This is a genomic window from Sphingobacterium sp. DR205, from assembly GCF_011064245.1.
Lineage (GTDB): Bacteria > Bacteroidota > Bacteroidia > Sphingobacteriales > Sphingobacteriaceae > Sphingobacterium > Sphingobacterium athyrii.
Genome location: NZ_CP049333.1, coordinates 5355101 through 5369423, shown reverse-complemented (window position 1 = coordinate 5369423; position 14323 = coordinate 5355101). Strand labels below are relative to the sequence as shown.

The window sequence follows — 14323 nt, the reverse complement described above, 5'->3', positions numbered from 1 at the left end:
ATTTTGACCGATAACCCTTTCAGCTGGGAGAAAGGCAATTCTATATTTTTGAAATCCTAATGATAATGAAAATGACAATTTTTAAAAAAAAGCTTCTGCTCACCTATTTGATTTGCTTGTGTAACGTATTTTATCTGGCAGCGGCCGTCAGCCAAAAGGTAGAAGAGACTTTTATCAGCCCCAATAAATACAAAACTGGTTCCCAATCAGAGCGGATACAAAAAGCCATAAAGGAAGCAAAAAATACGACTGGAAAAGTAGTGATCCCTAAATATGATGCGGTAGCGAAAAAAAGTGTCTGGCTCATTGATCAGGCCATTTTGCTTCCCAGTGATTTTGAACTCGAATTGAACAACTGTACCATTAAGCTATCGGATAAATGCCGGGATAATTTTATCCGTTCGGCAAATGCCGGATTGACCATCAAAGACATCGTACCCTTAAAGAATATCCGGATTATTGGCAAAGGCAATGTCCTTTTAGAGGGAGCTGATCACCCCAGGGCTACAGGTGACCACAATAAAACTTTGTCCCTAAACCCTAACGGATTTGGACAATCCTACGGTACCGATGCTGGCAAACCGGGAGTGAACCAAAAAGGCGGATGGCGAAATCATGCCATTATATTGGCTTACACTGATGTATTTGAAGTTAGCGGTATTACGCTAAAAGATTATCATGGTCATGGATTAGTACTGGAACGCTGTACAAATGGTAAGGTGAGTGATATGACCTTTAACGTGAGGCAGGCCGTCACTGTTGATGGAGTGGACAAACAGATCTTAAACCAGGACGGCATGGGCGTACGTTTTGGCTGTAAAAATATTCTTATTGCAAATTGCAAAGGTAAAAGTGGCGACGACTTTATTAATATAGGGTTGACAGATACGGGAGTCGGAGCAGGCGAAGAAAATGTAAATGTGGTCAGTGGTTCGATCTATAGGGGCGAGATAGACAATATTTCAACTATTTATCTCCAGAACTGGCAGGACTTCTATTCCATTTCACACCGATCCATACGGATTATGCCCGTGGGTAAACTTCGGATAAGCAATGTTTTTATCGAGAATATGGTCATCAGTCCTTTAGCGAAACAAGGTTTGGTTGTCGAATATGCCGAACATGTGAAGGGCCTATTCGTACGAAATCTAATCAGCCATCAGCCTATAAAAGCCAAAGGTATCTCGCAGGCTAGTTTCAGGGATATTATTTACCAAGGCAAGGATGAAGCGATCGATGTACAACAAAGTGAAACAGTTGTCCTTGATCATGTAATGCGTATAAAGAATTAATTATAAATCGCTCTATATCCCTATTATAGCGCGAAAAACACCTGTTTTTGCCTTTTGTACAAAATCAAACCATTTTCGTACAAAAACGAACCCTATGAATTGGTTATGATGATAGTTTTGTCTTAACCAATTTTAAAAAAGCAAAATATGTGTATGAAAATTCCTCCTGACCACGTGATTAAGCTCACGAAGGGTAACCCCAACTTTACAAAAAACATGAGCAAGGCGCAACAGAAGTTTATGCTTCGCCAATGAGTCCGAAAACGAAATTTTTCGATCAGCATCGCGCATGCATTTGCAGCAATGAAATGTTATTTATCACAAGAAGTTAAATTAAAAATCCAAGCCTATTGAAGCAGACCTATTTTTAAACTCATAGTCTTTACGAGAAAGGGAACGTAAAGAACGCAAGTAAATTTTAAACTAACCAATATAAATCAATGATACAAAAGATACATATCTGGCTCAGGAGCTGGGTAATGAGTGCCACCCTATTATCGGTGGCGTCCAATTACGCTTATTCGCAAGCAACAGATCAAATGCAAGTCAAAGGTCTGGTGGCCAATGATGCAGGAGAAGGACTTAAGGGTGTTTCCGTCATGATTAAAGGTGCGAAAAACGGGGTGCAAACAGATGCAAATGGTCATTATACCATCCGGGCGGCATCCACTGCTACGCTACTATTTACCTATACCGGTTTCAATAGCCAAGAAATAAAGGTCAATCCATCTGGAGTCATCAATGTGAAGATGTCCGGAAACAATGTCCTGGACCAGGTCGTGGTCGTAGGTTACGGTACCGCCAAGAAAAAGGATCTAACAGGTGGTTTGGCTGTCGTCGGAAAAGAGCAGCTCAGCATGGTATCTACCTCCAACCTGATGGATCGTTTGGTGGGACAAGTGGCCGGTTTCTCCATTACTACCGGAGAGGCCGCGCCAGGAGCATCGCAAACCTTGTTGATACGCGGTGAAAATTCTATCTCGGCAAATAATAGTCCACTGATTATCTTGGATGGTATTCCGTATAGCGGTTCACTGGCAGATATAGATCCTAACAACGTGGAGAACCTTTCTATATTAAAAGATGCCTCCGCGGCCGCTATTTACGGTTCGCGTGCGGCCAATGGGGTTATTCTGATACAAACCAAAAGGGGGGCATTGGGTAGAGCGCAGGTAAATTACAAAGGTTTGATCGGTATGGCCGAGCCCATGCAACGCATCAATGTCATGGGCCCAAATGAATACATCCGCTTTCAACAAGATATTGCCCGTATCAGGCAGGGATACACCGGTGCTTTGTTGGATCCTATTGCAGGCGATATTATTAGCGTAACGGAGCGTGGCAATTATGCGAAAGGTATTACTAACAATTGGCAGGATTACGTCTTTCGAAAAGCCATGACCATGGATCATCAGCTGAGCATTTCCGGTGGTACCGAAAATACAAAGTATATGGCTGCTCTGGCAGCTTTAGACCAAGAAGGTGTGGTGTACAATTCCAAGTTGTCACGTTTAAATATAACCACAAATGTAGATCAGACTTTTAATAAGTGGTTAACGACTGGTGTTGGCCTGCAATATACCCGAAAAAGCGACGGTGGTATTACGCCCAATTTGGAACATGCTATAAAACAAAGTCCTTATGGCAGCTATAAAGACGAATCGGGAAAGTATGTGCCCGAGCCCATGGAGTATTCATTGATTGTCAATCCGATGCGCAACGTCAATGCCATTCAGGATAGGTATAATAACAACTTCTTTCTTTCTGGCTACGCCAACATTTTGCTGCCTGTGGAAGGGCTCTCCTTACGATCAAATTTTGGTTATAATTACCGGAACGGATTTACAGGAACCTATTACGGACGCAACACCTTTGAAGGCAGGGATCAAGGTACACAGGCCGGAGGGAGTGCTTCCATCAACAATTCCAATTATAACGATTATACCTGGGAGAACCTGCTCAAATATGAGCGGCAGATCGGCGATCATCGTTTTGATGTGACGGGTTTATTCAGTATGCAAAAAACAAAAAGCTGGTCAACAGCCCAGAGCGGAGCAGGTTTTGTAACCGATGATACCGAATACTTTATGATCGGTTCGGCCAGCCGGCTTGTTTCCAACAGCGCTTCCTTATCCGAATCCGCAATGTTATCCTATATGGGCCGAATAAATTATGCTTATAAAGGCAAGTATCTATTGACCTTAACCGGGCGTACGGATGGAGCTTCCGTATTTGGTATAAACAATAAATACGCATTTTTCCCAGTTGCCGCAGCGGCATGGCAAATCGGAGAAGAGCGTTTTCTGAAAGATAACGCCAAATGGCTGGACATGCTTAAAATTCGTCTTTCTTACGGCGCCAATGGTAACCAAGCGATTACACCCTACCGCACATTGGACCGTCTTTATTCAAATGTAAAATACATTTGGGGTGACGATGGAACGGCCGTTACAACAGCCTATTTGGCGGGAGATGGCGTGGGTAACCCTAATTTGAAATGGGAGACCACCTATTCGACCAACCTGGGGCTGGACTTTCAGTTATTTAATAACAGACTGGGGGGAACTATCGATGCCTATCTCTCTAAAACGAAAGATTTACTGATGACCCGTACTGTGCCTATCATGAACGGGTATAACCGGATTTGGGACAATATTGGTGCGACTCAAAATAAAGGGATTGAGGTCACCTTAAACTCAGCGAACGTTAAAGGAGAAAATTTTCAATGGAATACGACTGCTGTGTTTTCCTTAAACCGAGACAAAATTGTCGAGTTGAGGGGGGATGGTATCGATGATATTGCCAACAACTGGTTTATTGGTCAACCATTAAGAGTATTCTACGATTATAAAATGATCGGTGTATGGCAAAATGGAGAAACCATTACTGTTGATGGGGCAGCGCCCGGAGCCGCCAAACTGTACGATCGCGATGGTAACGGCAAGATAGAGACCAGCGATCGAATGGTTATAGGGTCTAAGAACCCACGTTATACCGCTTCGTTGGCCAACAGATTTTCGTACAAAAATTTTTATGCATCCGCGTTGGTTACAGGTGTTTTTGATGTATGGCGCGATGATCACATGGCCAATCTAGGGGCCTGGACTTTCGGAATTACCAACTATGTACACGATGCCAATTATTGGACGCCCGAGAATCCCAATGCGACGATCGTTTCGCCGGGCTATCTCAATCCATTGGGACACGGCTATTATAAAGAGGTGAGCTACGTACAGGTAAAGAACATCACCCTTGGCTATAAGTTGCCACACAAAATTGCTAAAAAGGTAGGTGTAAATGGTATTGATGTAAACGTCAGCGTCAACAATCTCAATACTATTTCTAATATCAGGGAGGTACTCAATTACGACAACACCTGGATGGCCTCTTATCCAACGGCACGATCGTATATGTTTGGCTTAAATGTAAACTTCTAATCGAATAGGATATGAAAATGAAAAATATTATCACAACAAGTTTGGGGCTTATGGTATTGTTCTCTCTAGGGGGCTGTAAGAAGTTTCTGGAAGAAGAGCTGAAAACTGAACTGGCGCCATCCAATACCTATACCAGCACCTATGGTTTCGAGGTGGGCAGCGCAGGTTTATATACACTCACCCGGTCAGAATACAATACCTATGGCGAAGGTGGCGCCTTTATCCACAATGGTGCCTGTCCATACGAAGCCTTGCAAGTATCTACGGATATCGCTGATGCCATCAATAGCGATGGCTCACTGACGGCTTTTGCCAACCTTACACTTACAGCCTCAGAGCGGTTTGTGGGTACCTACTGGAATTGGGCTTACAATCTTATTTCATCGGCAAACCTCATGCTGGTGTATTCCGAGAAAAATACCAATTGGGATACGCCGGAAGATAAAGCCCGTTTTCAGGCTGAGGCCCGCTTCTTTCGGGCTTACGCCTACCGTACCTTGGTTTATCTCTACGGCGATGTCCCTTATGTAGAAACCATTCTATATGATTTTCAGCTGAATTTTACCCGTACACCAAAAGCCGAAGTTATCGGACATATGGTAGACGACCTGAAGTTTGCCGTAGATAACCTGCCCACCAATCCGGACGGCGTCAAAGAAGGGAAGCTGACCAAATGGGCGGCAAGCCATTTGCTGAGCGAAATCTATCTGTTGCAGGGCAATCATATCGAAGCCGAAAAGGCGGCATTGGCGGTCATTAATAGCGGTTATTATACCCTCATGAAAAGCAGGTACGGTGTCAATGGCAGCAAACCGGGCGATGTATTTAGTGATCTATTTCTGGAAAATAATCAAAATAGAAAAAGTGGCAATAAAGAAAGTATATGGGTTTTGCAATTCCAGTTTAACACGATTGGCGGTGGTACCAATTCGGATGATTGGACGCGCAGAGCCTGGATACCGAACTACTCGACGATTACCGGATTTGTTTTGGCGGATACCCTAGGTGGTCGTGGTATCGCACAACTGGTTCCGATGAAATGGTGGGTAGGCACCGCGGGTACCAATGCCTCGGGCAATGTCCCCGGTATTTTTGAAGCAAATGATATCCGTAATTCGGGCTACAACATGAAGCGCAACTGGTATTACAACAACGCGAACGAGGCTTCACTACACGGCAAGAAAGCTAATATTACCGAACAGACCTGGTTTACGACAAAAAGTTTATTTCCGGCGATTACCAAATTTTTTTACGGACGTACTGAAAATTTAAGCTTGACTGGTAGTTATAAAGATCGCATGAAATTCCGTTTGGCCGAAACCTACCTGTTGCTTGCCGAAGCCTATCTGGGGCAAAATATGCCTGATAAGGCCGCGCAGGCCGTCAATGAGGTACGGAAAAGAGCGGGGGCATCCGAAATTACCGGCGCACAGATGGATATGGATTTTCTGCTCGATGAGCGTATCCGCGAATTAGTCGGGGAAGAAAGCAGAAGGTTTACTTTGGTACGTACCAACAAATTGGTGGAGCGTGTCAAAAAGTACAATAACGCCATTAAAGATAAGATCACAGATAATAACATCTTGTGGCCTATTCCGCAGGTGATCAGGGATGCAAATACAGGAGCACCATTCCCTCAGAATCCGGGTTATAATTAATGGTAGCGGGAAGCTGTCCGAATAGCATTCGTATTTTCGGCAGCTTCCCGGTCTGATGACAAAACAGCAGCTGCGCGAGTCAAGCGCGTGATACTATCCAAATGTTCGTAAAAATATAAACCAATGAAAATAATCAATTATTTATACAAAGCTTTATTTTTCTTATGCATGGTACTGTGCCAGGTATCGTGCAAACAGGAAATTCAGGATATACCCAAAGTCAATGAAACGATGGAGCTTCAGCCCTCGTCAGAAAACATTACACTGGACGAGGTCAATATGACCAAAGATATTGTCACATTTAACTGGAAGCCCGCCAGGGCACAGTCAGATGATCATGTGGTCAGCTATATTACCATGTTAGATGTGGTTGGGAACAATTTTGGCACCGGTACAGCCATATTCAATTATGAAGATGATAATGTATTCAGCAGAAGCTTTACTTCTGAACAATTGCAAAATTGGGCTAACGAAAAATGGGGCATACCCACAAATAAGAGCTTTACGCTGGAGTTTAGGGTGGTTGCCCAATGGGAGGGTGGCGCCACTTTTCAGGCACCCGAAGTACGGACCGTAAGAATTACCGTTAACCCAATTAAAACGGTCGTTTTTGATGCCGATAAAGTGTTCTTAAGCGGAAGTGCCGTTGGCGAAAGTAAGGTGGAGATGCCTAAAACATTGGAAAACCTAGATCAATATGCCTATGTATTGAATTTACAGCCGGGCGAACTCGAAATTCCGGTCGAATTTAACGGGGAGACCAATTATGTGGTTACTGCCGATGGAAACACAGTATTAAACGATGGAAACGCTGTCGGTATCAAGATGAGAGAGCGTGTGTTCTCCTGGAAAATAGAAACTGCTGGAGAATACCGCGTGGTGGTCAACATGCAGAAAGCCACAGCAACGATCTATTCACCGGCAAAAGCCCTCGCAGCAAAGACCGTGACCTGGACGGGAGATCAACCTTATACGACCACTGTGACGGATTTATGGATGCACGGAAGTATTAATGGTTGGGGAACTCCGGTTAAAATGGATTGCCAGGTAAGTTTGGCCGACCCGCAAGTTTTGGTCTATACCGGCGGTAAAGTGGGCACTACCAAGTTTATCGTGACTGGGGATAACAGTAATAACAAAAATCTAGCTTACGCATTTAGCGCTCCACCCACATCTGATGGTGTGGCCCAGACTCTGACGCTCACTTTAGGAAAAGTAACCGAAATGGGAGGGGGAACTGTAAAAGGTAATCGCGATTCTTATTTCACCATTCCCGCCACGACCAATGTGCTGATTTTTGATTTAAGAAACATGACAATTCTGGCGTTAAAACGATAAGCGATCGTATAAAAGCGCATAAATTAACTTTAACATTTTTGAAAGTGAAAAATATAAACTATAAAAAATCCTGTCTCAAAGCATTTGCTGTCATGCTTTGCTTTCTAGCAGTTTCATGTAAGAAAGATGGCGCTGATATTGAGCATGCTATGCCGGGTACCTTAGTGAAACCCAGTTACAACAGGAGTTCTATGTTTCGTAACCCTTTAAACGGCTGGGTCATGTACGCTTCAGCTTCGGGCAATCCCTCTTATTGGGATACCCAATTCTATGTACCTGACTTAGGTAAAACGGTCAAAGCGATTGACTATGCATCAGCCTGTTATATCCGTACCAGCTGGCGCACCTTTAATCCTGCCGATGGCATGTATGCCTGGAGAGATCCCAGCACTTCAATCTATAAAATGATCAAGGGGGCACAAGATAAAGGATTGCCAATCGCCTTTCGTATCGTCGTCGACGGTCGAGACCAGGGGGCAAATACACCGCAGTTTGTGTTCGATGCAGGAGCCAAGTATTATGTCGCCAATGCATCTTTTCCGGACAGAAAAACGCCGGTGCTGCAAGATCCTATTTTTAGAAAATATTATAGCAAGCTGATCGAGGAACTGGCAAAGGATTTTAACGATTTAAATAAAACCTCTTTTGTAGATGCCTATGGACTCGGATTGTGGGGCGAGGGGCACAGTGTCATTTATGAAGATCCCAATAACCCCTCCGGTCAAAATATTGAGGTCATCAAAGAAGAAGTCGTAGATTGGATTTCGGATGTGTATTCGAAGAACTTTACAAAGGTCCCCTTGCTGATCAATTATCATCGCGTAGTCGGCGACCCAGCGGGCAATGGAGCTCCAAATCCTAATTCGGAGAAGCTGTTGAATAAGATGATCAACAAAGGGTACAGCCTGCGTCAGGATGCTTTTGGGATGACCGATTATTATCAAAGTTGGGAGAAAAATTTTGCCAAGGCCTGGAATTTTAAACGTCCGATTATTATGGAAGGCGGCTGGATTACTACAGGCACCCATCGTTACTGGACTGATCCAAGTGGTAAATACCGACAAGACCATCCCGAGGACGTTCGGCAGGGCGAATTTGACAGCTCCTTGGAAGCAGGCGTAAACATGATGGATTTCCGTATCGGTGAAATTGAAAGCTGGTTTACCAAATCCTTTACCTTATGTCAGCGTTTTATTTCTGAGGGTGGCTATCGTTTATATCCTGATCGGGTTTATTTGCCGGAGAAAGTCAATGCGGGTAGCGAAACGATAATTAACCATCGCTGGCGGAATATGGGCTGGGGTTACTTTCCGAATAATATTCCCCAATGGAACTATAAGTATAAAGTAGCTTTTGCACTTCTGGATGAAGAAAATAACGTAAAAAAAGTTTTTATTGATGACAATGGAGAACCTTCAACCTGGATAAAGAATACTTCAATATCGTATGAGTTAAAGGCGAACGTGGATGTACCTGCCGGCAATTACACCTGGGCTGTCGCTATTGTAGATACGACAAATGAAAATCAGCCGGGAATACGGCTTGCCGTAAATGGGGATATGACCAGTACCGGATGGTTAAAATTATTGAAAGTACAGGTGCAATAAAAAGTACCAAGTGATAATCAAAAACAGCCACCAGTAGTTATTGAGGGCACTGAAAAAGTTCTTTAAAGCTTTTAACAAAAAAAGGAGTGGAAAATCTTAGATTTTCCACTCCTTTTTTTGTATCTTATAGTTGTATTTTATGTTCATCCAATGTTAGTTCAACAACAAAAAATCCAACTTAGTGAATATTCCAGGCTCTACGATCTGATTGTTCCTAAAGACAATCTACTTCGCAAGATCAATGAAATGATAGATTTTAGTTTCATTTATAATGAGCTTTTGGATAAGTATTGTTCAAATAATGGGCGGGCTGCAGAAAGCCCTGTCCGGATGTTCAAATATCTGTTGTTGAAAACCATATTCACCGTTTCAGATGTTGATGTTGTGGAGCGCTCCCGTTACGATATGTCCTTTAAATATTTTTTGGAGATGTCACCTGAAGAGGATGTCATCAATTCCAGCTCTCTGACGAAGTTCCGTAAACTGCGGCTTAAGGATATGGATCTGTTGAATTTATTGATAGGGAAAACCGTTTCCATAGCATTGGAAAAAGGTATTATCAAATCCAAGTCCATCATCGTTGATTCGACCCATTCGCTTTCCCGGTCGAATCCATATTCCCCACTTGAGGTGCTCAGACAACGTTCAAAATTACTGCGTAAGGCTGTATATTCGATGGATGAGGATTTCAAGGATCAAATGCCTCAGAAAAATGAGTCAAATGATATCCAGAAAGAAATAGCATATTGTAAGGCGCTTCAAAAGCTGATTGAGTCTGATACGACTTTAAGCGAAATTCCAGCTGTAAAGGAGAAACTAAACCTGCTAAAAGAGACCGTTGAAGATACCCAGGAGAACTATATAATTTCCAAAGATGTGGATGCCAGAGTTGGGCACAAGACCGCAGACAGTAGTTTTTTTGGTTATAAGACGCATTTGGCAATGACAGAAGAGCGTATCATAGCAGCAGCAGTTGTTACCTCAGGAGAAAAGGGGGATGGTCCTGAACTACCAAAACTATTGAATCAGGCCCGGTCCAACGGAATGGAGGTAGATACCATCATAGGTGATGCGGCCTATGCTGGAAAGGAAAACCTGAAGCTTAAAGACCAACAAGGCAATAAAATCAAAATTGTAGCCAAGATAAATCCTGCAATCACCCATGGTGCCAGAAAAGAGGAAGAAAAGTTTGACTATAACAAGGATGCAGATATGTTTGTCTGTCCAGCAGGGCATCTGGCAATGTACAAGCGAGTGCAGGGTACAAAGATACACCGGTGCAACCAGACAATGACGTATTATTTCGATGTCGAAAAATGCAAGGTATGCCCACTAAGGGATGGATGCTACAAACCGGAAGCTAAAAGCAAAACATATTCAGTCTCTATACGAACAGATGAGCATATAGAACAGGAGGTGTTTCAGCAGAGCGAATACTTCAGGGAAAAGTCGAGGCATAGATATAAAATTGAAGCAAAAAACAGCGAGTTAAAGAATGTTCATGGATATGACAGGGCGGATTCCTACGGCCTGGAAAACATGAAAATGCAAGGAGCACTGGCTATATTCGTAGTAAATCTAAAAAGAATACTCAAATTCTAGATTTGAGAGTCTCATTTCTGAAAAATCCTTTTCGAAAGTAGAAAACGCTCTCTAGATTCAAAAAACATACCAAAGTCGACCTTAGAGGAAAAAATAATATGCCGCTAAAAAATGAAGCGGATGAACATCTTATGATCTGTTCATCCGCTTATCTTTTTATAGACTATTTTATGTCTACTTTTTCAGTGCCCTAGTAGTTATTGGGTGGCTGTTTTACGTCAAAAGGGCCTGATTCTCATCAGACCCTTTCTCTTAGCGTTTATTGTACAGTAATTTTTATGTTTCCTATCGTTTCCTCTTTTTTGTTTCGTCATCCAATGTTTTTAAAGACAATTGGATTTTCACTGTACGACGCCAATTTTTATGTTGAACCTTTCTTTCGAAGGGAAGCTTGTAGTCGTTTTGTATAGTAAGAACAGTAGCCGATGTGAAATAGTTTTATTTGAGTAAATATTTTTGATAACTTGGATTAACATGAGCTTATCTAAAAATTTAAGCACGAAAACAACTTTTTTTCTTGCCTTATGGTAAGCGCTTAAAGGTTATTAATCTATAATTTTATTTAAGTCAAAAATGGTTTTGGAGCAAGTAGCATTATGATCCAAAAATTACACGTGAAATTAAGCTTATTATGAGAAAAATCAGCGTTTTAAACTGGGTATCGATTGATGGTTTTATCGCCGGTACACATGGCGAAACAGATTGGTTTCCCTGGGATAGCGAGATAGAGGATTTTTATGAACAGCGACAGGATAAAGCTGATACTATTATTTATGGCAGAGAAACCTATGAAGTAATGTCACAATACTGGTCCGATAAGACTTTGACTGCAGCTGACCGGCCATCGTTTATTAATTTCATGAATAATACGCCAAAGATTGTTTTTTCAAAATCGCTTGCTGAGGCCGACTGGAACAATACGAAAATTGTTAGGGAAGTCAATAAACACGATATCGAACAATTGAAGCGTGGTTCGGGTGGTGATATTCTTATTTACGGAAGTGGTACTATTGTTTCTCAACTGGCAAAGCTGGATTTAATAGATGAATATGCATTAATGCTATATCCTATTGTTCTCGGTTCGGGAAGGCCATTATTTCCCAATATATCAGATCGGATCAAACTCGATTTAATCCGTACTGAAAGTTATTCTTGCAGAAGCAATTTGCATATTTACCATCCTCATAATTGATATCTAATGAACTTTATTGCGAATTAATGCTGGTGTTGCATTTTAATGACTGTCGGAAATTCTTCACCTCCCTATTTCCGCCATTCACCGAGTTTTCCTGTTCGTTAGTCTAAAGCACGTAGGCTAGGGGCCTATTGTGTTGTAGTTTTGAATCAACAAATAAGAACAGATAAATAAACTAACAGAATAAAATAAAGACATTATGAACTCATTAGTAAAAACCTTCACAGCAGCAGCCCTAATCGCAGTATCCACTTTTGCGATGGCCGCTAACAAACCAGCATCAAAAACTGAAAAAGTAACCGTTAACCTTTCTACAGCAGACTTTGCCTTAGAGCACTATGTTGCTGTAACTACGGAGGGAGAATCAGCAGGGGTTGAGCAATTATTCGCGGAAGATTTCAACCAAAAGATCCAAGCTTCCAATGTACAGTTTCATAGCCGTAGTGCGGTTGTCAAATCCTTGAAAAAACAAAAAGGGGAGAAGCTCAACTGTACGGTAGCTACTGACATTATCGAAGAGTCTGCCGACTTTATGGTTGCTAAAGTAACACTAAGATTTGAAGACTTTACCAAGACTGATCTGGTAACTTTGGTACGTGAAGGTAATGATTGGAAAGTGTCCAAATCAATCAACTCATTTAGATAGTCTCCAATAACTAGTGGTGAGTCCAGTCAACTCAGGGCTGACCACTAGTGAATCATATGTTTATTTAAGGCCACCTCGTTAGATGTGGCTTTTTTACGTCAAAAGGGCCTGATTCTCATCAGACCCTTTCTCTTAGCGTTTATTTGTACAGTAATTTTTATGTTTCCTATCGTTTCCTCTTTTTTGTTTCATCATCCAAAGTGTTTGAATACTATTGGATTTTCGCTGTACGACGCCAATTTTTATGTTGGTCCTTTCTTTCGAAAGGTAGCTTGTAACCGTTTTGTATAGTAAGAACAGTAGCCGATGTGAAATAGTTTTAAAATAAATATTTCGATACTTTAAATTGATATGTTTTGAAATAAGCTTATACATATTGGGATTACAATCGTAATTCCTAATCCAAATATCTCCTCGCCATTTTTTCTATCAGCAATTTGATGTCATCATATCGGGCGAGGTTCAGAAGCCAATCTTTAGGTATACCTTCCAGCCCATAGTACAAACCAGCTAATCCACCGGCAATCGCAGCTCCGGTGTCTGTGTCTTCGCCAAGGTTGATAATAGCTAATACAATATCCTTATAATTGTCTTTCTCCATAAAACACCATAGGCTTGATTCTAAACTATCAATCACATATCCACTAGACCTTAGTTCGGCATATGATTTAGATCGAATGTCATGCAAAATAGTACTATTAAAATGAATTCTTTCTGAATCAGGAAAATTGCTGTCTTCCCAGAATTTGGAAATTTGGTTTCGCATTTCAGTATAAGCCTGCTCTTTGGCCAGGCCAAGAAAAATGAGTTCGGCTAATTTGAGATAGATAAAACATGCCATTGCAGCTCGAATGTGCTTATGCGTTAAGGCGGAAATCTGCCAAATTTTCTCAAATTGTTCCGCCGACCTAAGTCCTTTGATTTCAAATAAAAGTGGCAGGATTCTCATCAACGAACCATTGCCGTTGTCTTGTTCTTTTGCCCGATATCTTAGCAAATGTAGCTCACTAATTTGATCGGATTCAACAATACATTTAAGTTCACTGATTGATTTAGCTGTAGTGATACCGATATCAAAGACTTCCCCTCTTGCCGTCCACAATATGCCTTCCTTCCAGTCTATAAATTTTTTGGACACATCCACCAAATCATATTCACCTAAAAGCGAGTCTGCAAGACACAAAGTTAAAGATGTATCATCAGACCAAGTACCCATAGGTTGATTATGGCTGCCAAATCCAATCATGTGAGTAGCTGGATTTTTTTGCATATCTTCTTTCGACCTGAATTCAAATGGTACACCAAGGGCATCACCAACCGCAATGCCATACAATGCTCCATACATTTTACTTTTCGCTTGGCTAGTAGGCGTATTTGGATCACTAGCGGATATGTTTGATTGTTCGTTCATAAGTGATTGGACTATTGATTTTACATTAATATAATAAAAAATATTTACCTTCCCATTTCCGCCATTCACCGAGTTTTCCTGTCTGTTGGTCTAAACCCCATAGGCTAGAAGCGTATTCTGTCGTAGTTTTGAGTCAA

The 14323-nt window shown here is 41.8% G+C and carries 9 protein-coding genes; 8 read left to right on the top strand and 1 reads right to left on the bottom strand.

Features of this window, described 5'->3' with window-relative positions:
- Positions 1 to 65 precede the first annotated feature (65 nt).
- The 8 genes from G6053_RS23010 (at position 66) to G6053_RS22975 (ending at position 12775) form a co-directional block, all read left to right on the top strand.
- Positions 66 to 1292 carry a glycosyl hydrolase family 28 protein gene (locus tag G6053_RS23010; protein WP_165308652.1) on the top strand — a complete coding sequence of 409 codons (1227 nt, stop codon included), beginning with the start codon at positions 66 to 68 and terminating at the stop codon, positions 1290 to 1292.
- A gap of 440 nt (positions 1293 to 1732) precedes the next feature.
- Positions 1733 to 4729 (top strand): TonB-dependent receptor, encoded by a 2997-nt coding sequence (locus G6053_RS23005; protein WP_165308651.1) that lies wholly within the window; start codon positions 1733 to 1735, stop codon positions 4727 to 4729.
- A gap of 11 nt (positions 4730 to 4740) precedes the next feature.
- The gene (locus tag G6053_RS23000; protein WP_241254812.1) at positions 4741 to 6387 is read left to right on the top strand and encodes a RagB/SusD family nutrient uptake outer membrane protein; all 1647 of its coding nucleotides are present in this window, start codon (positions 4741 to 4743) and stop codon (positions 6385 to 6387) included.
- A gap of 123 nt (positions 6388 to 6510) precedes the next feature.
- Positions 6511 to 7725, top strand: coding sequence for a SusE domain-containing protein (locus G6053_RS22995; RefSeq protein WP_206531805.1), 1215 nt, complete (start codon positions 6511 to 6513; stop codon positions 7723 to 7725).
- Positions 7726 to 7769: 44 nt separating this feature from the next.
- Positions 7770 to 9332 carry a DUF4832 domain-containing protein gene (locus G6053_RS22990; RefSeq protein ID WP_241254811.1) on the top strand — a complete coding sequence of 521 codons (1563 nt, stop codon included), beginning with the start codon at positions 7770 to 7772 and terminating at the stop codon, positions 9330 to 9332.
- Positions 9333 to 9482: 150 nt separating this feature from the next.
- On the top strand, positions 9483 to 10934 hold the full coding sequence (locus G6053_RS22985; protein WP_165308650.1) for an IS1182 family transposase: 1452 nt from the start codon (positions 9483 to 9485) through the stop codon (positions 10932 to 10934).
- Positions 10935 to 11565: 631 nt separating this feature from the next.
- Entirely contained in the window at positions 11566 to 12126 is a 561-nt protein-coding gene (locus tag G6053_RS22980; protein ID WP_165308649.1) for a dihydrofolate reductase family protein, read from the top strand.
- Positions 12127 to 12328: 202 nt separating this feature from the next.
- Positions 12329 to 12775 (top strand): nuclear transport factor 2 family protein, encoded by a 447-nt coding sequence (locus G6053_RS22975; protein WP_165308648.1) that lies wholly within the window; start codon positions 12329 to 12331, stop codon positions 12773 to 12775.
- A gap of 397 nt (positions 12776 to 13172) precedes the next feature.
- Here the strand turns inward: G6053_RS22975 and G6053_RS22970 are convergent, their stop codons facing one another.
- On the bottom strand, positions 13173 to 14186 hold the full coding sequence (locus G6053_RS22970; RefSeq protein ID WP_165308647.1) for an ADP-ribosylglycohydrolase family protein: 1014 nt from the start codon (positions 14184 to 14186) through the stop codon (positions 13173 to 13175).
- Between the last annotated feature and the right edge of the window lie 137 nt (positions 14187 to 14323).